This is a genomic window from Pedobacter sp. GR22-6, from assembly GCF_037402555.1.
In the GTDB taxonomy this organism is placed as follows: Bacteria; Bacteroidota; Bacteroidia; order Sphingobacteriales; family Sphingobacteriaceae; genus Pedobacter.
Window position 1 is genome coordinate 963,063 of the sequence record NZ_JBBEUC010000002.1, and the last position, 21,057, is coordinate 984,119.

A 21,057-nucleotide genomic window follows, 5' to 3' on the forward strand; every position below is an offset into this window, starting at 1 on the left:
GTCAGCTCTTTTTAAATACGATTTGTTCTGCTTGCTTTCTCACTACATTCATAAACAATTCTTTTAGTTCATGGTATTCTTCGGAACTGAATACAGATGTTTTAATCGCAATCTTACTGTTTAACATCAGCCTGTTTCCCTCAACGGCAGAAAGGAAAGTAAAGGAAGCCCGTTCACCCGGTAGGATTATTTTTTCATTTTTTGGCATTTTGTCAATCACATAGCCTTTGGGGAATTCTACAGTAATCCGGTAATTTTCTTCCTGTGGATAAGCAAAATCAACAGGGAATTTGCGTTCTTCCAGTCTAAAGGGGTTTTCTTTAGTTCGTTCAAAAAGTAATGGGGTAAAATATGCCAAGTTTCCTGCTTCCTCTACGTTGTCTTCTATGGAAAGTTCCAAGGATTCAACCAGATTTTCTTCCGGACTATTTAAGTTATTAATGGCATATTTAAGTATGTTCAGGCCTGGCTTATCACTTTTATAGCTTTTAAGGAAATCTGCTTCATTGGTGGCAGATAGATATTCTGCCCGGCGCTTGAGTGCTTCATAACCAGTACTTGCAATAAAGCCGTTGCCGGTTAATTTATTTTCTTCATCTAATTTCAGGGAATAGGTATAGTTTTTTCTGCTGATGTTGCTGTCATCATCCATACCTATCCATTGGGCATTTTCCAAAGCAAAGTCGATCATGAGACCTTGATGATTGAGGTTTTCATAAGCAATCAGTCCGGGCCTGTGGTTTTTGTCGGTGGCATCAAGAAGAATATTTCTTTCTCCGATTTTAGCTAAAACGACTACGTTGTCAAACGCGGTGAGTACTGGAAATCCAGGGTGGGAGCCATTACTTCTAGTGCTGAGCAATACGGGATAAGCCTCTATCTTTGCTTCTTTAAGTAGCCCCAGAAGACAAAGATTAATGTCAGCTGAACTTCCGGTTTTTTTCTCAAAAATAGATTTCGGATTGGTTTCCGAGGTGTAGTAGCTCATCTCTTTATTCCATTTGATGTTATTCTTAACATGGTTGAAAATCAAAAGCAATGTGGTATCCGGATTTTCAATTCCCTTTGTAATTCCGCTTACTACCGTTTTGTGATAACTTGTTTTTGCTATGAACTGTCCAAAATTAGTTTCTTCTTTCAGGCTTTTTACAGCTTTTGGCCATGAAGAACTGAAGTCCTGATAAACTTGTCCAGGAACCGTAATGGAACTAAGTTCGAAAGATATCTTGCTTTTGTAATCGTCCATAGTAGTCACGAAGTTTTCATTCTTCAGTCCAGGCACATTACTGGCGTAATAATGGTAAAAAGTACCGCCATTTACCGCTTCGTTATAGGGATGAATATTGACAAAGCCTCCTGGACTCGAACGATATCGATAGAATTCCGGGATGCTTAGGCTATACTCTGAGAACACTGTAGGAATGTCGCGCTGAAAAAACCAGGGCCTGAGTTGAAATATATAGTCTGATTTTATTTTATATTTATATTCTATAATGCTTCCTTCTTTTACATTGGGCAGGGTGAATTTTTTAAGCGTATAGTACCTATCTTGCTTTTCGGAAAACTTCGCATCTTTACCGATCTTGCTGATTACCATTTGTCCGTTTTCCATGTTATAAGTTGCCCCGTCCATAGACATTAGTGTTGTTCCTACACCGTTGTGCTGATATAGCTGTAGTTCGAAATTGGCACGGTCATATCCATTTTTGTTAATGATTTTAAAACGTGTATGGCATTCAAATACGAAGGCCATGCCTTTATTTCCATACTCAAAATATCCCTTTCCAATGTCAAACAGGGCAATGGCCGAGGCTGCGGAATCAGGTCCGGATACCTTTGTGTCGAATTCCTTTGGATCAACTTTTCCATATTTAAACACTTTGGGTTTTGCTTCAGTTTTTTGAGCGTAAGAAGCATAGCTGCCCAACACGAGCAGGCAGAAGAGGAGCGCTGTAGATTTAGTCATTGAGCGAGTAATTAAATTTTTACAATAATAATATATCTGCAAACAAAAAGAAAGCGTCAGTCACACAATTATTTATTTAATAAATCTTCAGGATAAAATTTAAAACCAAGGCTTTTTATATATTGCGGCATTACTGTATCAATAGAACCTTAACTTATGAAAGCTCTTTCTAAATATCTGTTAGTTGCCCTTACAATGTTTTATGCCAGTTCTCGTCTGAATGCACAAATTAAGCCTGTGATTCCAGGCGATTTTGCAGACCCGTCTGTGATCAGAGTCGGCAACCAGTACTATGCAATTGGTACCTCGTCAGAGTGGGCACCACATTTTCCAATCTTTAAATCAAGTAATCTTAAAGACTGGCAGCAAACTGGATACGTGTTCGACAAAGCACCTGATTGGACTTCCGGTTCTTTCTGGGCGCCTGAATATTATTACCACAACGGCACATATTTCATTTATTACACGGCAAGAAGGAGGAAAGATAACGTTTCCTACATCGGTGTGGCAACTTCAAAATATCCAGACAGAGATTTTGAAGATCATGGCATCATTATAGAACACGGAAAAGAAGCAATTGATGCTTTTGTGTTCAACGATAATGGGCAACTTTACATTACTTTCAAAGCATATGGTCTGGACGGAAGGCCAATTGAAATCCTTGGAAGCAAACTTTCCGCTGATGGTAGGAAGTTGGAGGGCGACCTGTTTACGATGTTGAAAGACGATAAAGGCATTGGTCTCGAGGGACAAAGCATACTTAAAAAAGATGATTACTATTACCTCTTCTATTCTGCCGGTGCCTGTTGCGGAAGTAAATGTGATTACAACGTAAGGATTGCAAGATCCAAAAGTCTTCAGGGGCCTTATGAAAACTATGAAAACAATCCTGTGTTGCAGGAGAATTCCGACTGGAAATGTTCTGGTCATGGCACATTTGTAACTGCTCCAAATGGCAAATGCTATTATTTGTATCATGCTTATCATAAAATAAGCACAGTGTATACGGGGAGGCAGGGAATGTTGGCTGAACTCAGTTGGCCACAAAAGAATGGCTGGCCGGTTTTTAAAGAACTATCCGGTAATAACACGAAAAATTTAAACATCAAGGATGATTTTTCCGGTAAGGTATTGGGTAATTATTGGCAATGGGATTTCAGAAACTCGACACCTAATGCCTATCAGCAGAAAGGAGAACTGCATTTATCAGGTACGGTCAATGCACGCAATCCAAGCGGAATAGCATATACTGTACGCCCTCAGGCAATCAATTATGAAATGAGTACTGAGGTACTGAATCAGAATAGTGCTCAAAAAGGATTGGTTGTTTATGGTGATGCCAATGCTGCAATTGGGATCGCTGCGATCGGTAACAAAGTTGAATTTTGGATCGTGAGAGAAAACAGGCGTTCGGTGTTGTCCAGTTCTGACCTTGCCACAGATTTGGCTGTTGAACTGAAACTGTCTGTAAAGCCGGATTTAAGCATTAGAGCTTATTGGAAACAGGCTGATATGAAGTGGCAGGAACTGCCAGTAGAGAAAACTCCGAGCATTGATTTCCTTCCACCCTGGGATAGAAGTCCCCGTGTTGGATTAAATTTCAACGGTACGGCCAATCAGGCTGCGCTCTTCTCCTTCTTCGAACTGAGCTACACAAAGTAAATATCCGAGCCAACACAGTATTTATGTCAGTATCAAAACCCAGAATCAGCATCGAATATTGCCCAAAATGTGGCTGGATGCTTCGTGCAGCTTATATGGCACAGGAACTACTCAGTACTTTTACAGATGAAATTTACGGAGTACTGCTCATTCCGAGTGAAACAGGGGGAGCTTATATTGTCAGCATAGATGATCTTGTCGTTTTCGATCGGAAAGCTGAAGGACGTTTTCCTGAAGTAAAGGAACTCAAACAGTTGGTTAGGGATGTAGTGAGTCCTGAAAAGAATTTGGGACATTCAGACCGGAACTGAGGCTACGTTTAACGTCCTTCGAAGCGTTATTAATCTGAGTGTAATCTTTTGCTATTGATGGCGTAAATCAGCAACACTATTGCGTAATATGAACAATAATCGTATCTTTGCCCGGCAAATAGTAACTCGTAAACTTATTTGCTATGCAACTTGATCCCAATAAATTTATTGCCGAAGGACTAACTTATGACGACGTCTTATTAGTACCTGCTTATTCCGAAGTTCTGCCACGTGACGTGGATACAGGGAGCTTCCTCACCAAAAAAATACGCATCAATGTACCTATCGTTTCCGCTGCAATGGATACGGTAACCGAAGCCGGATTGGCTATTGCCATTGCCCAGGCTGGAGGTATCGGTATCTTGCACAAAAACATGACCATTGAGCGCCAGGCCGCAGAAGTAAGAAAAGTAAAACGCTCAGAAAGCGGAATGATTCAGGATCCGGTTACCTTGAGTGAAGATGCAAAAGTAGCAGAGGCTTTCCAAATCATGAGAGAGTTCAGGATTGGTGGTATTCCGGTAATCGATGCAGATAATAAACTGGTCGGTATCATTACCAACAGGGATCTCCGTTTCCAGAAAGATATGCAACGCAGAGTTTCGGAAGTAATGACCAGAGAAAACCTGATCACTGCAGCCGAGGGAACCACATTGCTGCAGGCAGAGGAGATCCTTCAGGATTATAAAATAGAAAAACTACCGGTCGTCGACAAAGATGGTCATTTGGCTGGTCTGATCACATTCAAGGATATTCAGAAATTCAAGAACTACCCCAAAGCTTGTAAAGACGAGCAAGGCCGGTTGCGCGTAGGAGCCGCTGTTGGTGTAGCAGCCGACAATATCGACAGGGTGGAGGCGCTTGTTAAGGCCGGTGTAGATGTCGTTACTGTAGATACTGCACATGGACACTCAAAAGGGGTAATTGATATGGTTATCGCTATAAAACAACGCTGGCCAGAGTTGCAGGTGATCGCAGGTAATATTGCGACTGCCGACGCAGCCAGAGCTTTGGCAGCTGCAGGCGCAGATGCTGTAAAGGTTGGCATTGGTCCGGGTTCTATTTGTACAACCAGAATCATAGCGGGAGTAGGGGTTCCTCAATTGTACGCCGTATTTGAATGTGCACAGGCGCTGATCGGAACAGGAATTCCTGTGATCGCCGATGGTGGTATCAAACAAACGGGTGATATTGTGAAAGCCATTGCCGCAGGTGCAAGTGCAATCATGGCAGGCTCTTTATTTGCCGGAGTTGAAGAATCTCCAGGTGAGACCATCATTTACGAAGGGCGTAAGTTCAAATCTTACCGTGGTATGGGTTCAGTTGAAGCAATGGCGCAGGGATCAAAAGACCGCTATTTCCAGGATGAAACTGATGTGGTAACCAAATTGGTACCTGAAGGTATTGTAGGCCGTGTACCTTACAAAGGCACGCTGGCAGAAGTGATTTATCAATACGTGGGTGGATTGAGAGCAGGCATGCACTACTGCGGTGCCTCTACAATCGATCAGCTTCAAAAAGCGAAATTTGTCCGCATTACTGCAGCAGGTATGAGGGAAAGTCATCCGCATGACATCTCCATCACTAAAGAAGCACCGAATTATTCACGTTAATATATATGGAAATGGCTTCCCAAATCGGGAAGCCATTTTTATAAGTACTCATCAGGACCAATTTCCCAGGTCCAGGGTTTTTTAAAGTTAGACAAACTCCTCATTTTTTTTAGGGGAAAGGCTCGTTCCGAGGCGATTTGATCTGTGTCGCCCGATCCCGTTTTACCACTTATCATTTTTCTTGTGCCTTTGACAAAATCGTACTGCTTATCATTCATTTCCCCTGAGGCGGTATGGTAGGCATAGTTATTTGCATTGGTGAGTAACCAGTCGCTACCCTGATACCTGAATGAATAATTCAGTTTCCAGCGCCAATTACCGCCACCTTCAAATCCGATATTTAGCTTATTGTCTCTAATGCTCATCGGCCGCAAAGGATCACCCATTGATCCTCCTTCCTCAGAACGTAAAATGAAATGGTTATTTTGAGTGGCCAGGCGGTAGCTCTTACCCGATTTAAAATAAATCGCTAAAATCCTTGGTCGCTGTATTTCGGTAATGAGTTCTGTAGTATTGTCACCATAGGCCCGGTTTTCCTTAACTGCTGCATAAAATTCGAAAATTACAGCCAAATCTTCTACCTGGTCATTGTTAAGGTCACCATATACGGAATCTACAGCTTTCCATTGTGTGGGGGCTAAAGATTTGATGGTCTTACCTTGCTGAATGAGTGTAGGATATTTGAAACTCTGCGCTTGACTAGTGGCACCGGCGACCAGGAGTAACAAGATCATTTTTATCTTCATCATGCTATTAACGGTAAATGCCAGCATTTATTTCAATCGAATTGATGCTGGAAATTATGATGGCAATATAACCTAAACAACAAGAGCCGGAATCCTCCGGCTCTTGTTGGCATTAGCTATTCTTGTTTAAATTGATTATTCAACGATTTTACCGTCTTTGTCAACTTTAAGAGATCCAGTTTCCTGCTCTTTTTTAACGTTGATCAGGTAATAAGAGGTTTTGTCTGCGTTGGTCACCAAAAATGCTTCAGTTGGTGTCCACGCTTTTACAGGCTCAGATTGCAATGTTTTTTGAACCGGTTCTGGAAGATCTTTCAACTCAACCGGAGTTTTGGTAGTACTATCTTGTTGTACAGCAACTATAATCGGGGTTTTGATGTCGCTTGCTTTTACTGTCGTTAATCCTGCTACTGCTAAAAATGCTGCTGATAAGATGATCTTTTTCATAATAGATATTTTAATTGTTTCAGTTAATAATTCATATTAATTCTGATTAGTCTATACTTCATAATAGTGCCATAGCAGAGTGCTTTTGGCATATATTTGATTACCAATACATTGTGTTTTTGTTCGAGTGTTTTTGCTGTGGAATATTTCCACACTTTGCTGAGCGTGTCGGCAACGCATCGAAGAAAGGTGTTCATAGATAAAAGGAAAGCCGTCTTCCAATAGGAGACGGCTTCTGTCATTAGGAGCGCTTGTTTAATCAAATAGGTAATTCAATCATTTTCTCAGTTGGTGGAAAACATTTGTTTTCATCACAGGTCTGATAGGAGAGGCCGCATTTAATTATAGTGCCTGGCTTTACCTTTTCCATATTTACATTGATAGAGAAGGATGCTTTTTCTTCAAATACAAAAACACCCTCATTTCCGGCAAATGGGAGCGCTGCTGAAGCTTCCCAATCATCAATCAACCTTGCCCCCTCTGGCAACTCAAATATCACTTTCGTAATGATGAATGGGCTATCTTGTGGCACCATCGCATAAGTGTGCCATCCTTTTAAAATTTTAGCGTTAATGAACAGCTGAGCCGTATTTTTGCTGTCTCCGTAGACCAGTTTTGCTGATACTGCAACTGGATCATCCATGGTCGGTTCATTGTTTGTGCCCGAATTTTTTTCTACGCTTTGTACTGCAGCGGTTTTGTCTTGCTGGACAGATTTGCCAAATGTATTGACCATGAATTTAAAACCACCAGCTTCAGTAAAGAACAGATGGTCTTTATTCGTATCGAACCAGTTTCTCCACTCAGCTGCGGTGCTGAAATTTTCAGTAGTATAACGGGTAAGTAAACGTTGCGCAACAAGTTCATCCTGTTTTCTTTCTAGCATCAGGATACATTGTGCCAATATTTCCGGTTTTCGGTTGGATTTTTTCAACCTCGCAGCATCATCATCTACTTGCAAAGAATACGTCCCTGCAGGATAGAAGTATTCATAGTTGTCCCGAAAATACTGATGGTACAATTTGGTATTTGTGCCAAATTTTGCAAAAAGTTTTTCCCCGGCCTGATTTTTTAAATAATCTTCAAAGCTTTCCATTGCATTCGTAACGGGCATTTTAAGGAACATTTCATTTCCTTTTCCGATATCTTCTCCTGCATCTTTTTTATCTCTGAGTTCTTTTTGCGCCCTCAAGAGTCTTTCATTTCCTTCCTTGCGTGACACAATGGCTTTGTCATATAAGCGACGATCAATCCTGTAGATCTGTTCATCGATGCCCGAGCGGGTTTCAATCTGTACTTTTTTGACTATGGCAGGCATGTGATCGTATTTCTTAATATAGCAAACAGTGTTGATGAAAACATCTTTAGCTTCATTAGTCATATAATCAGGAGATCCGGAAAAGCCCCACATGAAATAATTTCCCTGACGGCCTAATGCTACAGCTTCCGCATTTTTCAGGCAAACACCTCCAGAGATTATTTCTGCATCTGGAGAATCATCAAAACCCTCGCCATGAGAAACCATACCGATCAGATACTTTTCCCCGGCAGGTAATTCGGCCTTTACTACAGACCACATAGGCATGCTTTTAGGCGTTTTCGCGCCTTGGTGCCCATTAAAGAATGAGCTGGGTGTTGGCTTGTTTACCAATGTCAATTTGACTTTATTAGGGGTGTTGAAGATTGCGTGCGTGGTTCTTATGTTCAAAGCATCGTCGTCCAGGCACTGGCAGTACCAATCGAATTTCAACCCCTTGGGTAAGCCCACGTTTGGTGCCATGGCATGCATCAAAATCATTGGCCGACTGAAATCGGCAGGTAATTTAACTGGCCCGGCGTCCATAATCGTCACATCCACTTCGTTAGACATTTCAGCAAGGTAATCGCGCACATCCATCACCTTAACCTCCTGGAAGCGGGCTTCTAAAAAAGCTTTGAAATCTGCCATTCTTGTTTGGTACATTTTGGCAACCACTTTAGCCGAGGTACTGTAATAGACCACATCTGCTGGCATGGGTTTTTCTGGATTGTAGCCTACATACAAAACCTTCAGCGAAATCTTTTCTTTCGCGAAAACCTGACTACTGATCAGGAGTGACAGGATGATGATTATCTTTTTCATTAGTTCATTAATTCAGCAAGCTTTTTATTCAGGGCTTCGCCCATCAGGTGCGAACCGATGATCTTTCCTTCCGGACTAATTAGAAAGTTCGCGGGAACTCCTGAGATCCCGTATACTTTACGCGCTTCACTTTCCCATCCTTTTAGATCAGAGACCTGTGTCCAGGTTAGTCCGTCTTTCTTGATCGCATCCAGCCATTTGGCTTTATCACTGTCTACGGAAACTCCGAGAATTTCGAACCCTTTATCTTTAAATGCTGCGTATTGTTTCAACAGATTAGGACTTTCCGCCCGACAAGGGGCACACCAGCTTGCCCAAAATTCTACGAGTACATACTTACCTTTATAATCCGACAATGATATAGCCTTACCATTTGGGTCTTTTTGTGTGAAGTTTGGCGCGGCAGCACCCATCGCGGTTACCTTATCAGCGTTCAGCATCTTATAAAGGCTTTGCCCGTCGTAAGAAAGACGGAGTTTTTCGCTCATCTTATTAAATACGGCCAAAATCACTTCTGGTTTAGTTTTGTAGTTCGCTTCTGCCAAACTGTGCATAGCAAAGTAGGAATCTGGATTTTTAGCAGCAAATTCCAGGATCTTAGTTCTTCTGGATGCCTGCATCTCATTTACCTTTTTATCCAATGCCTTGAAAAACAGGGTATCCTTTTTTTGTTCAGGGGTAGCACGGTTCAATGCTATGTTTGCATTATGATGGATCGTCATCACCGGCGGACCTACAGCCTTAATGAAGGCAATGGATTCGTCATATGCTTTAGAACCTGTCCATTTCGCATTATACAATGAATCTGCAGAAGTGATGTGGATGTTTTCTTTTCCGAAACTCGGATAAATCACGTCACCTATACCACCTGCACCATAAATTTCCTTATCACGGATGCCCTCACGCGAGAGCGTCATGCGGCCGGAAGCAATGTTGGTGATGGAGCCGGTAAACTTGAAAGTACCATTAACCAGTTCACAGGAATCTGATTTGCCGTTTCCATCTGACCCATAATCCAGATAGATCTTAGCTGGCTTATTATAATTCCCAATTTTACCAGTGATGGTAAAATTGGGAGTTTGTGCAGCCAGCGCCATAGGGGCGAAGGCTGCAAGGATGAATAATTTAAGTTTCATGTATAGGATGTTTAATTTGTTCTGGTTAAGAAATCAACAGGAGCACCTGGTACACCATTAATTGTGCTTAAAATATTTCCGTTTTTACCTACAGAAATATCAAGTGTATGTAAAGCCCCTTCTACGCCAACATAAAGTCTGTTGTCATCTGCACTGATTTTAATCATGGTTATTTTTTTACCACCAAAGTTGGCCTCTAATGGCTCCAAACTTTGAGTGATCGGATTGTAACGCGTTATTTTATCATTCGATGAAAAGAAGAATACGTTTATGCTGTTTCTAACCCATTTTGAATCAGCTTGAACTGATGAGGAACCAGCAAAAACTCGCTTATGGATTGGTCTGATCCCTTTTGGATTAGCGGCAAACTGGTTATCAAGACTAATTTCTGTAGTGACGCCATCTGCTTCCCTAAAGAAGGCATATGTTGTACCAGAGATACTTGTCTTCATGTAGATCAGATTTGAAAGGCCAACGTTTTTGGGATCAAATGCCGGTGTTCCTGTCCCTAAGATATCGTAAGTTTTTCCGAAATAGTTACCCCCTCCATCAAATCCCACAAAGGCTTTAGACTTTGTGTCGTAACCAAAATGGAATGGGCCAGCATGCGTCACGAATGGAGATAATAGGTAATCACCAGCTTGTTCGTTAGCATATTTTCCATAGTCCGGGGCAAAGGGTGCTGTTGATTGCACGCCAATATACAATTTTCCGTTTACTACTCCTTGAGAGATAGTGCCCTGGAAAGTTTCTAGTTTTCCTGGAATGATGGTGGTTGGGGGCAGAAAGAATTGTGATTTAAAATTGTCCTTATACAAAAAGGTACTTGGGTTTACAATCACGCTACCAGTTTGTGGATCATTACAAAGTACCCAGTATTCTTCTTTGCTAAGCAACTGATAAGGAAGTGGCTTAGAGTAGTAAAGTTGAGTTGGGTTTTTTGGTAATATTCGCGATTGAAGGTTTTCGTATAGATTGGCGAGTATTGTGTTATCAGGTTTTACGAAAGATAGTTTTGCATTTCCACCATCATTGCTCAAAATGACAGTTCCCACTGAAAATTGCGAGATGCCTGTTACTTTAAATTTGTATTTATAAATCAATCCATTCCGTTTGTCTGTAACTGTTAAAGTTGCCGCACGTTCGCCCGTTCCAAGATTGAAAAGCATTTTAAAAGGATACCCAGTGTAGCTCAGTTCCCTTAGTTCTTCAAGGATGGTTATGCGCCATTCGAAATTCAGGTCTTTCATTGGGTCTGCGCCTGCCAGGCTAACATCTGGCTTGATGATCAATGAATCTCCGATCAGTGCAGAAATGTTTTGATCTTCAATACCTTTAATTATCGGTTCGGAAGGAGGTGAATAGGTATAATTACCCAAGTCCTTTTTGCAGGAAGTATATAAAATGGCTGCAAAAGCCAGTAAGTATAAAAATTTCTGTTTCATGATAGATGTGCTTAATTCATGATAATTTGATTGCCATTCTCATTAATAAAGAAATAGCCGTTTACTTGTGGAAAGAACTTGACATAGGTCTTTATCGTAGGAGAATCTTTGTGATAAAAATCGTAATCCTCTGTCCCGTCTGATCTTTTAGTCAACACATATCCCTTATCGGCATTTCTTTCCAGCCAGGCAAATGGATTTCTTGTAAAGTTTTTGGCATTTTCCAAGTAGTATAATGTCCGGGGAATTTCCATGTAAGCATTAGGTTGACTAAGGTCCGCTAATGCTCCTCCTCCGGAAATAAGGTATAACTTGTGAGCTGTTCTACTATATGGACCAAGGTTACCCAACCATTTAGACCACCAGGACGGTTCTTCGAGCCTATTGGAAAACATAAATCTCTTAGATCTGGTGTTCACAGGAAGGGAGGCGCCGAAGTCTTCGCCACCATTTACCCTCAGGCCTATGATGACAGAAGAGTTTGCTAGCGCAGGGTCAATGTTTTTCAATATTAGTGGTACTCTGGTTTTACCTGAGTCGGATGGCAATACATAGTATGGTTTTAGTGCTTCGTAATGTAAATCGACTTTGGCGGTAGTGGAACTATCCACAATAGAAATACTAAATTTTCTATCTTGCGAAACTCTTTTACCTGCTACGCTTACTGGTATCCAAACAGTATCGCTAGCTAAGCCTGGTTTATCCGCGAAAGAAAATGTGATCAGCGTACTATCGAGTCCTCCATCACTGTTTAAATAGTTAAACCGGATGTTGTCTTTTTCAGTTTCATACCGCGGTATTTCATTTTTCTTGCAGGCTAATAGTGCCAGGCAAAGAAACAATATGTAGTTTAAATTCTTTTTCATAATCCTGTTAACTTTAATTTCTGTAACCAATTTCATCTAGGGGCATCGGGAAGACGAAAATTCTGTCAGATGCGGGATAGATCATTCCATTTACATTTATGATCTCTCTGTTTAGACGTTTGTGCATGAAAAATATCTGACTCTCGCCATAGAATTCTTTTCTCGCATCTTCTGTTAACTTCTTGATGAAATCTTGTTTTAGTATCGTTTTTGGAATTGGTGTGCCAAGTCCACGATGCGTGCGGACACTGTCTAAGTACGCTGTTCCTTTAATAGGGTCGGTATCAAAGCTGGCTTCAGCTGCGATGTAATACATTTCTGAAAGCCGAATAGCAGGTGCGACTACCGGGTGCATATTACGCTGCGGGCTGCTGTTCCAGGTATATTTTTGTAATCTAGACTTCTTTGTAGCAACATCATCAACGAACCAGGCAAGAAATCTCCAGTCATTCTGCCCTTGATTTGCCAATTCATAAATCAGCTCTTTTTGAAGTGTAGTAGGTGAGAACGCTGCATTTTGATCAGAAAATCTATTATTTACGTGATCCCGAACAGCCTGTGACCCAAACCAACCACTGATTATCTCTGTATAAAACATTTTGTCTCTCTGTTCCTTATTAGAATTGAAAACATCTGCACTTTCCGCCCAGGGAAACTTTTTAGAATCGATGACTTCCTTTGCATTACTTAGGCTATTCGCAGCATCCCCTTTGTATAAATATACTCTGGCTAATTCTCCGCAAGTAGTAAAATAATTCATACGGTGTCTTCTGTTCTGAAGAAAGAGCGACGGGTTGCTCGTTTCAGTAGATCTTTTGTTTTGTGCAACATTAGCAGCATATGTTTTATCAGCGAAGCCAACAATGTAATCGGTTGCCAATATTGGATCTGAAACTTTAAGCAGTGATTTCGCTTCGGTCAGATCGGCAATAATCTTGTTCAGCACTTCTGTTACATTTGAAAATGGTGTAGGAGTATTAGATACCTTTGTCACAAAAGGAATAGCCATTGCTGCTGGGTTGCTTTTAAATGACGGCGCATACATCCTTAGAATATCGAAATGTAAATAAGCGCGTAAAGTCAGTGCTTCTCCCTTCACGATCTCGTAATTTTTTCCCTGAAATACTGTTTTCTTAGCGTCTACAGCTTCTAGGATGGCATTACAGTTGCCAATTGCTTTATAGGCATTGATCCAGATCTGATCTGCTTTGCTGATCCATTGAGGATCGGAATATTTAAAAGCAGCGATGTTCATGGAGTTGACATCTGTAAACTCATAGTTCTGAGCGATGATGTCTAGGTTGCTAAACGTCAAATTGCCACCATATAAATCCAAACTGCTACAGTAAGTATAAGCTCCATTTAACGCCTCTTTGAACCCTTCTTCCGTAGAGAATAGTTGTTCTTTAGTTACATCAGCCTCTGGCTGAACATCCAAAAAATTCTTGCATGAAGTAAAAGCAAACATGCAGGCTACGATGTATAATAATTTTATTTTCATTTCAATATTTTTAAAATGTAGCTTGTAAACCAAACGTTACGTTCCTCGCAAATGGTGAATCAATTCCTCGCTCTATGCCAACAGTGGATGATCTAAAAATGTCATTCATGGTAGTAGTCGCCCGCAATGTTTGCAGTCCTGCTCTTTTAATGAAGTTCTTTTTAAAATCATAAGCCAGATAAATAGACTGTAATTCAATCAGGTTTTCCTTTTGCACAAACCTTGAACTCACACGAGTTGGATTTAGATCGGTAATGTTTTTGTACATGGCTTTGTCGCCTGGGTTAACCCATCTTTGTGAGAGTGCCCTGCTGTCTACATTGAAGCGTGGATCAGCATTTTCGATCCTATCTACCAATGTCTGGTTGTAGCTTTGACCTCCAAATCTATAATAAAGACTAAAGCTAAGCATAAAGCCCTTATAGCTCACATTACTTCCTAAGTTACCAGCCAATTTAGGGGTGTTGTCTCCAATTGGTTGTGTATCTCGTATGTCGTAGTTGTAAGTGAGGCTACCGTCTTTTTTTACATAGATTTCCTTGCCATTCTCTGGGTCTATTCCTAGTGATTTTACACCATAAATGGTATATAAAGACTGACCTTCAGTATACCTGACTATAGGCATCGTTGCAAGACCCAATTCTCCTTCCGGATTATTACTTGGATCATTCTGTATATCATTGATTTTGTTATTGAATGCTTGTAAGGAGTTGGAAAGTTTTACGAGTGTATTGGTATTATGTGCAGCATTACCGGTAACATTTACATTCCAATCATTATTCCTAAACGCATTCGCAGTTAGGTAAACCTCAAATCCTTTATTGGCCATGTCTCCAAGGTTTTCCTTATAAGTGGTAAAACCGGTTGATGGAGCAAGCGTAATGTCTGTGATTAGCCCTTTGGTCAATTTGTAGTAATAGCGTGGGGAAATCACAATTCTGTCTTTCAATAACCCTAAATCTATTCCTGCGTCGTAGGTCGTTGTTTTTTGCCATTCCAGATTATTATTACCGTAACCAAGAAGTGTAGCACCTACACCTGTCGAATACCAGTTTCCTGTTTGATATTGATACATGGAACGAGACATGTATGGCTCAAACCCTACAGATCCCAGTTGTCCTGTACTCGCTTTTAAACGTAGTTGACTTACGATTCTGGAGTCTTTTAAGAACTCTTCGTTGTGTAAATTATATCCTAATCCAGCGGCCCAGAATGGAGCAAAGCGTCTATTAGATCCAAATGAGGAGGAACCATCTAATCTAAAGGAAGCATCTGCTAGAAATTTATTCTTGTAAGAATAGTTCCCTGAAAAAAATGAACCTAGTGTTCGCTGGATCAATACATTTCCTCCCGGAGCGGAATTTTCTTTATAAATACGTGCAAATCCGATGTTGGTGAAGTTGTCATTAGAGAAGCCTTGAGCGGAAACAGATTTGTAATCTGATCTTCTGGCAATAATGTTACCACCTAGAACTAGATTGAAGAAATTCTCTCCAAGCTGTTTATTGTAGCTTAAGGTTATATTCCCGTCGATCCCAAACTGATTTGTTGTATTGTAATCGTATGAGCCTCTATTGTTTAGCTTGTCTGTTTCTGTTGCATAGAAATTACTGCTTAGTGGAGATACAAAGCGATCCGATTTCATTGTGGTTTGGTTAAAACTAGCTAATCCTCGTAGGCGGAAGCTCTCAGATAATTTATAATCCACCGAAAATGCATCAATGAGTTCAAGGTAGCTATCCGTACTAAAATTGTTTAAGCTAGCTTCAAATAGTGGGTTGAAAACATATGCAGTTCTAAATTGTCCTTTAGTAGGATCATTGTACATCCTGTCTACTCTCCAGCTAGCCAATTCCTGTACTACCCTTCCTAAACTGTCTGCTTTTGGGTAATATGGATTCATCAATGCATAGGTAGAAAAACTGCCATAAGGAGAGTTTTCGCCCTTGGTCTGGTTTAGTGAAAGATTGTTTCTGAATATGAGCTTTTTTGATGGCATGTAAGTAAAATCCATACCTCCGCTATATCTGTCTCTCGTCACACCTTTCATTACTCCTGGCTGGGTTTGGTAACGAAGGTCAATTCCATATCTAAAACTTTGATCCCCACCTTGTACATTTAAGGTCTGTCTTTGGGCATAAGCATTTCTCAAAGGTTGCGATAGCCAATAAGTATTTACACCGCTCGCTACACTCTTAAGTTTGTTGAACAAATCTTGATCTAACAATTCTTGATTAGATGCCCCAACACCTGGAGTACCTGTACGGTATAATCCAGCCATTTGCTCGTAACGCATCTTATCTTTTGCATCAAGCACATGATAATCTGATAAGTCTGGAGCCGATAGCGTCAACTCGCTATTGTAAAACAATTGCAGTTTACCTGAAACTGGCGCTTTGGTTGTAATGACCATTACACCATTGGCTGCCCTTGAACCATATACTGCAGTTGCCGCAGCATCTTTCAAAATTGTAATCGACTCAATGCGGTTGATATCCAAATCGACAACTTTTTGCAAGGATACTTCAAAGCCATCCATAATGAAGGCTGGTAGATTGAAAGAGCTTGATAAGTTATTTCTATCTAATACGTCATCTTTATTTTGAGGCATACCTGGAAGGGCAGTTGCACCGCGGACATTGATTCTAGGCATAGCATTAGGATCAGAACCCGCCAAATTGTTGTCCATCAATCTAAAGGAAGGGTCAAAAGTCTGAATTGCTTTCAGTACGTTTTGAGGATTGGTTCTTTTCAAATCATCCCCCTTCACGGTCACTGCATTTCCTGTATAACTTTCTTTTTTGATTGTCTGATAACCAGTGATCACAACGTCATTCATCTGGTTTACTTCTTCCTCTAAACTGATATTTATCGCTTTTTTGTTGCCAACGGGCATTTCTTTTGATGCATAACCTATGAAACTGAAAACGATGACGTCGCTTGCAATAGCGTTGATTGTATACTCGCCATTTTCATTACTTTGAGTTCGAATGTTCTTATTTGCTTTCAGATAAATGGATACCCCCGGTATTGGTTGACCAGTCTTTGCGTCAGTCACTTTACCCGTTACGATAGCGAAGTTTTGACCGGTTAAAGGGAGCGCATTCCTAATCACGATCGTATTGTTCACGATGTTGTACGTCAGGTTCTGTTTTTCCAACGTGATTTTTAAGGCCTCTTCAAGCCCTACATTTTTTAATTCAACATTGAGCTTTTCACGGTTTACATTTACATCACCACTATAGAAAAACAAATACCCGGTCTGTTTTTTGATATCTTGAAAAACAGTTTCAAGAGTAGCGTTTCTTCTGGAAACACTTACTTTTTGTGAATAGGTAGCAGCCGATAAATGCATGGCGCCGATCAGTAATAAAATAGCAGTTAATTTCATCACTATAAGGAGTTTGTACTTTACCTTCCGTATTTCGCATACGGGCTTGTAAAGAAAAGTTAATTTCATACTTTTGGATTAGAATTATTGAATAAATAACAGCCTGGCTTGAACATCTGGCTGTTGACAATTTTTTGGCCGAAAGGGGTGAGATACTTTCGGTCTTTTTCCTTAAATCTTAAGTCTTAATGGTGTAACTGTTTGATCATGTGTTTGGTTTTTTGGTGAATGGTTCGGTTAGTTGATATGTTAAACTAGGGTTGATCTTCATTATATGAAACTTTAACGGTTCTATCTTTTATTTCGAACTGTACTTTGTTTAGTTCCAGGATTTTGAATACTTCAGACAGCTTGCTTTTTCTGGAAATCTCTCCGTAAAATTTCTTGTCAGGTATATCACCAGAGTATATTGTACTTACATTGTACCAGCGTGACACCTCACGCATTACAGATTTTAAATCATCGCCCTGGAAGGTGAAAAGGTCATTTATCCAGGAAACTGCTTTATCAATATCTACGTCCTGTTTGGAAATGGTAGTGAGATCATTACGATTAATCACAGCTTGTTGCCCCGGTCTTATTGTTGTAGATGCATTGCTCGTAGATACTTTTACAGATCCTTCCAGAAGGGTAGTTTTGATCTCATTCTCATCTGGATAGGCGTCTATATTGAAATGCGTTCCCAAGACTTCGATCGTTTGTAGCCCCGATTGTACTTTAAAGCGTTGGCTTTCCTTTTTTGCTACCTCGAAGTAAGCTTCTCCATTCAGGCTGACTTCCCTGGCATCACCTGTAAAAGAACTCGGAAAACTAAGCGAAGAAGCTGCATTCAATTTTACCTTGCTGCCATCTGACAATACAATTGTATATTGTCCGCCATTAGGTGTAGAAATGGTATTCATGTTGTTTTCTTCAAATGCCCCAATATTTTCGGCTACTTGATAAACAATCTGCCCATCAGCAGTTTTCGTAATACTGATTCCCGATTGGGAGCTGATCTGTCCTCTCGCTGCGTCATCCAGCGTAATTCTCTCCCCATTGGCAAGTGTTAGTATGGCTTTGTTGCCACCTGGTTCGACATCCTGCTTTGCGATCTTAACTTCTTGTTTATTCCGTGGATTTAAAAGCAGGTAAAGTGTAAAGGAAAGCATCATCACTACAGATGCTGCCGCTGCATATTTCAACCAGCTCCACTTAAAAACGAAAGGTTTTGAAGGATCATTTCCGATGTTAATTTCTTTGTATATGTTATCTCTAATACCGGCTTTCAGTTGATCAGACTCTTCTTCACTCAGTAAGATTTCTTCACTCGTCTCAAAAAGTTCATAGTATTTTTCAAGGAAGCTGATTTCTTCCCTGCTTGCATTACCTAGCCGATATTTCTTCAGGATTTCAAGAAAATATTGTTTGTATTGGTCTTTCATGGTTCGGTTTATATATATAGGAGTCAGAATTTTTAAAATAGCCCACACGGAATGAAAATATTTTTATTTTTATTCTTGAATCTTGTTTTTTATTGGAAAAAGCCTTGTGTTAGACTGTTGATTTGGTGATTAGCGTCCCTCGTATAGAAATAAGAGTACGTGGATCAATAATAGTGATGATCTGAGCGTAGCGAGTGCTTTTCCCAACTGATTTCTTACAGTTTTTACAGATATTTCCAGTTTTTCGGCAATCTGATGACTATTGAGCTCTTCTTCAAAGCGCATTTTAAAGATCAGGCGCTGCTGCGGGGGCAGCGTCTCTATCAGCGCTTGAAATGCAAAGAGAAATTCCTGGTGCAGTACACCAGAATCGGCACCTGTAGCGCTTTCCATCTGATGTACTGATTCAGGTAAGGCAGAATATTTTGCCTCTTTTTCCATTTTTTTAAAGACCCCGTTCCGGGTAGCCACCATCAGGTAACCAGAAAGGTTGTCTATAGGTGCTTTGGAAGCCCTGGTCCAAAGCTGAATGAACACATCCTGGGCAATATCCTGAGCCTGTTCACGATCCCCTAAACGTTTATAGGCTGCGTTGAAAACCTGCTTCCAATAGCGATTGTATAAAATATCAAAGGCATGTTTATCCCCATTGCCCAGTCGGAGCAATAGTTCTGTGTCTGCAGGGATAAGATGGCCTTCTTGCTCCATGTGTTTACAAAGGATTTGCCTTCACACCTTCAAAAGTAATTTTAACGGGCTTAATGTGTCCGTTCTCATCAAATTCCATTTTATCAATGCAGGTTACCCTGTGGTTTCCGTTGGTTTCGCCCAGTGGCCTGCGGTGATAGACAATATAATACTCCTTGGTATTTGGATTTTGAATTACAGAGTGGTGTCCGGCACCTCTCGCTATTGCTGGGTCTTGCTGCAAAATTTTATCAATACGCGTGAAGGGGCCCATTGGCGAATCAGCAATAGCATAAGCTACAGAATAATCTGGTCCTGTCCATCCACCTTCTGACCACATGAAATAGTATTTGCCATCACGTATAAACATAAAGGGACCTTCTACATAACCTTTCGGCGTGATTTCCTTAAACAAGCTCCCATCAGGCATAGGGACAATACTTTTAAAGTCCTTGCTCAGTTTGGCAACGTTGCAATGCGACCAGCCACCATAGTATAAATAATATTGACCGTCTTTGTCCTTAAATACATATTGGTCTATTGGCTGTGCTTTGTTATGAAATTTGTCGATCAGCGGTTTGCCAATGTGATCTTTGAAAGGGCCATAGGGTTTTTTAGACACCGCTACGCCGATTCCCCCAAGTTCCTTGTCACTTTGGATGTCATTGGCACCAAAGAAAAGGTAGTACTTGCTGCCTTTTTTTGTAATGGAAGGTGCCCACATGGCTTTATTTGCCCATTTAACATCTTCTTTTTTCAGGATGTTGGGATGTTTTGTCCAGTTGACCAGATCCTTGGAGCTAAAAGCATCCATGAAAATTTGCTCTTCATACCTGGCTGAGTAGGTCGGGTATACCCAATATTCTTTTCCAAAAATCTGAGCTTCTGGATCGGCGTACCAGCCGGGAAAAATAGGATTTCCCGATGTGGTTTTTTCCGTATTGGTCTGCGCAAAAGCGGACAGTGAAAGTAGCGGAAAGCAAAGTAAAAGGATGCGTTTCTTCATTTTGAGATGTATTTGTGTGTTTGAATATCCGCATCCAAGATAACGTATTGTCATCTTTCTTGCAAAGAAAAAGCGATTTAGCCCTGTTTCGCTTACACCAGACTTGGTATGGTAATATTCAATTAATGTAGGATTTACATGCATTCGGCAGCTTTGTGATCAATATCATGTCTTCAAAAAGGGATTCGGATTTTACTGAAATTACATTGGATCAACTGGATTTATCACAGTTCGAACTGATCTATAAGCACTGGAATGCTTTGCTGCAAAGGTATTCCGAATATTACGTGCGCGACCATGAAGCTTCCCGAAGTATTGTAAATGACTTATTTGTTCAGCTCTGGTTCAGCAAGCATAAGCCTGATAACTTAAAGGGTTATTTGTTCAGGGCTGTAAAAAATGCTTCTCTTAATTACCTGCGTAAGCAGGGTAACGTTCCATTGTCGTATGTGGTGGAAGATGAGCTCCGGGACCTTTCAGACCTTTCCATGCAAGAAGGCGCGACTTCCAATGAGTCAGACAAGCTCCAGTTTTTGCAACGTGTGATCGCAGAACTTCCGCAACGGCGTCAGCTGGTCTTCAGGTTGTACCGGTTAGAAGGCTTTAGTTATGCGGAGATTGCAGAACTCCTGCAGATTTCTGTGCGCACTGTGGAAGATCATCTGGCAAAAAGCATGGAATTCATCCATGCACGGGCCAAACATTTAATTGATGCAAACTTAACCGAAGCTTAA

Annotated in this window: 16 protein-coding genes; 4 read left to right on the plus strand and 12 right to left on the minus strand. The window is 40.8% G+C overall.

Going from position 1 to position 21,057, the window contains the following annotated elements; all coding sequences use genetic code 11:
* Window position 1 precedes the first annotated feature (1 nt).
* The gene (locus WAE59_RS11755) at window positions 2-1,966 is read right to left on the minus strand and encodes a transglutaminase (RefSeq protein WP_337856153.1); all 1,965 of its coding nucleotides are present in this window, start codon (window positions 1,964-1,966) and stop codon (window positions 2-4) included.
* Between the two features lie 156 nt (window positions 1,967-2,122).
* Between WAE59_RS11755 and WAE59_RS11760 the strand changes: the two genes are divergently transcribed.
* The 3 genes from WAE59_RS11760 (at window position 2,123) to guaB (ending at window position 5,552) form a co-directional block, all read left to right on the plus strand.
* Window positions 2,123-3,628 (plus strand): glycoside hydrolase family 43 protein, encoded by a 1,506-nt coding sequence (locus WAE59_RS11760; RefSeq protein ID WP_337856154.1) that lies wholly within the window; start codon window positions 2,123-2,125, stop codon window positions 3,626-3,628.
* Between the two features lie 23 nt (window positions 3,629-3,651).
* Window positions 3,652-3,939, plus strand: coding sequence for a SelT/SelW/SelH family protein (locus tag WAE59_RS11765; protein WP_337856155.1), 288 nt, complete (start codon window positions 3,652-3,654; stop codon window positions 3,937-3,939).
* A gap of 143 nt (window positions 3,940-4,082) precedes the next feature.
* Window positions 4,083-5,552 carry an IMP dehydrogenase gene (gene guaB / locus WAE59_RS11770; RefSeq protein ID WP_337856156.1) on the plus strand — a complete coding sequence of 490 codons (1,470 nt, stop codon included), beginning with the start codon at window positions 4,083-4,085 and terminating at the stop codon, window positions 5,550-5,552.
* 38 nt (window positions 5,553-5,590) lie between these two features.
* On the opposite strand, the gene WAE59_RS11775 is transcribed toward guaB, so the two are convergent.
* The 11 genes from WAE59_RS11775 to WAE59_RS11825 form a co-directional block, all read right to left on the minus strand.
* Complete coding sequence (locus tag WAE59_RS11775; RefSeq protein ID WP_337856157.1) at window positions 5,591-6,301, minus strand: hypothetical protein; 711 nt, start codon at window positions 6,299-6,301, stop codon at window positions 5,591-5,593.
* Between the two features lie 132 nt (window positions 6,302-6,433).
* Complete coding sequence (locus WAE59_RS11780; RefSeq protein WP_337856158.1) at window positions 6,434-6,745, minus strand: hypothetical protein; 312 nt, start codon at window positions 6,743-6,745, stop codon at window positions 6,434-6,436.
* A 259-nt stretch (window positions 6,746-7,004) separates the two neighbouring features.
* Window positions 7,005-8,867 (minus strand): protein-disulfide reductase DsbD domain-containing protein, encoded by a 1,863-nt coding sequence (locus tag WAE59_RS11785; protein WP_337856159.1) that lies wholly within the window; start codon window positions 8,865-8,867, stop codon window positions 7,005-7,007.
* The gene (locus WAE59_RS11790; RefSeq protein WP_337856160.1) at window positions 8,867-10,003 is read right to left on the minus strand and encodes a TlpA disulfide reductase family protein; all 1,137 of its coding nucleotides are present in this window, start codon (window positions 10,001-10,003) and stop codon (window positions 8,867-8,869) included. Before WAE59_RS11790 ends, WAE59_RS11785 begins: the two co-directional genes overlap by 1 nt.
* Window positions 10,004-10,014: 11 nt before the next feature.
* Window positions 10,015-11,448, minus strand: a complete 1,434-nt coding sequence (locus tag WAE59_RS11795; protein ID WP_337856161.1) for a PKD-like family lipoprotein — start codon at window positions 11,446-11,448, stop codon at window positions 10,015-10,017.
* 11 nt (window positions 11,449-11,459) lie between these two features.
* Window positions 11,460-12,314, minus strand: coding sequence for a DUF4843 domain-containing protein (locus tag WAE59_RS11800; protein WP_337856162.1), 855 nt, complete (start codon window positions 12,312-12,314; stop codon window positions 11,460-11,462).
* Window positions 12,315-12,327: 13 nt separating this feature from the next.
* Complete coding sequence (locus WAE59_RS11805) at window positions 12,328-13,815, minus strand: RagB/SusD family nutrient uptake outer membrane protein (RefSeq protein WP_337856163.1); 1,488 nt, start codon at window positions 13,813-13,815, stop codon at window positions 12,328-12,330.
* 10 nt (window positions 13,816-13,825) lie between these two features.
* On the minus strand, window positions 13,826-17,206 hold the full coding sequence (locus WAE59_RS11810) for a SusC/RagA family TonB-linked outer membrane protein (protein ID WP_337856164.1): 3,381 nt from the start codon (window positions 17,204-17,206) through the stop codon (window positions 13,826-13,828).
* A gap of 254 nt (window positions 17,207-17,460) precedes the next feature.
* Window positions 17,461-18,630 (minus strand): FecR family protein, encoded by a 1,170-nt coding sequence (locus WAE59_RS11815; protein ID WP_337856165.1) that lies wholly within the window; start codon window positions 18,628-18,630, stop codon window positions 17,461-17,463.
* 129 nt (window positions 18,631-18,759) lie between these two features.
* On the minus strand, window positions 18,760-19,338 hold the full coding sequence (locus tag WAE59_RS11820) for an RNA polymerase sigma factor (RefSeq protein WP_337856166.1): 579 nt from the start codon (window positions 19,336-19,338) through the stop codon (window positions 18,760-18,762).
* Window positions 19,339-19,342: 4 nt separating this feature from the next.
* A complete protein-coding gene (locus WAE59_RS11825; protein ID WP_337856167.1) occupies window positions 19,343-20,323 on the minus strand; it encodes a glycoside hydrolase family 43 protein in 981 nt (326 codons plus the stop codon).
* A gap of 167 nt (window positions 20,324-20,490) precedes the next feature.
* Here WAE59_RS11825 and WAE59_RS11830 point away from each other — a divergent pair, with 167 nt between their 5' ends.
* Complete coding sequence (locus WAE59_RS11830) at window positions 20,491-21,057, plus strand: sigma-70 family RNA polymerase sigma factor (protein ID WP_337856168.1); 567 nt, start codon at window positions 20,491-20,493, stop codon at window positions 21,055-21,057.

Coding starts and splice junctions, on each gene's coding strand:
- WAE59_RS11815 (WP_337856165.1), bottom strand. CDS start 18,630: ATGAAAGACCAATACAAACAATATTTTCTTGAAATCCTGAAGAAATAT.
- WAE59_RS11825 (WP_337856167.1), bottom strand. CDS start 20,323: ATGAAGAAACGCATCCTTTTACTTTGCTTTCCGCTACTTTCACTGTCC.
- WAE59_RS11820 (WP_337856166.1), bottom strand. CDS start 19,338: ATGGAGCAAGAAGGCCATCTTATCCCTGCAGACACAGAACTATTGCTC.
- guaB (WP_337856156.1), top strand. CDS start 4,083: ATGCAACTTGATCCCAATAAATTTATTGCCGAAGGACTAACTTATGAC.
- WAE59_RS11785 (WP_337856159.1), bottom strand. CDS start 8,867: ATGAAAAAGATAATCATCATCCTGTCACTCCTGATCAGTAGTCAGGTT.
- WAE59_RS11765 (WP_337856155.1), top strand. CDS start 3,652: ATGTCAGTATCAAAACCCAGAATCAGCATCGAATATTGCCCAAAATGT.
- WAE59_RS11830 (WP_337856168.1), top strand. CDS start 20,491: ATGTCTTCAAAAAGGGATTCGGATTTTACTGAAATTACATTGGATCAA.
- WAE59_RS11790 (WP_337856160.1), bottom strand. CDS start 10,003: ATGAAACTTAAATTATTCATCCTTGCAGCCTTCGCCCCTATGGCGCTG.
- WAE59_RS11775 (WP_337856157.1), bottom strand. CDS start 6,301: ATGATGAAGATAAAAATGATCTTGTTACTCCTGGTCGCCGGTGCCACT.
- WAE59_RS11760 (WP_337856154.1), top strand. CDS start 2,123: ATGAAAGCTCTTTCTAAATATCTGTTAGTTGCCCTTACAATGTTTTAT.
- WAE59_RS11805 (WP_337856163.1), bottom strand. CDS start 13,815: ATGAAAATAAAATTATTATACATCGTAGCCTGCATGTTTGCTTTTACT.
- WAE59_RS11795 (WP_337856161.1), bottom strand. CDS start 11,448: ATGAAACAGAAATTTTTATACTTACTGGCTTTTGCAGCCATTTTATAT.
- WAE59_RS11780 (WP_337856158.1), bottom strand. CDS start 6,745: ATGAAAAAGATCATCTTATCAGCAGCATTTTTAGCAGTAGCAGGATTA.
- WAE59_RS11800 (WP_337856162.1), bottom strand. CDS start 12,314: ATGAAAAAGAATTTAAACTACATATTGTTTCTTTGCCTGGCACTATTA.
- WAE59_RS11810 (WP_337856164.1), bottom strand. CDS start 17,206: ATGAAATTAACTGCTATTTTATTACTGATCGGCGCCATGCATTTATCG.
- WAE59_RS11755 (WP_337856153.1), bottom strand. CDS start 1,966: ATGACTAAATCTACAGCGCTCCTCTTCTGCCTGCTCGTGTTGGGCAGC.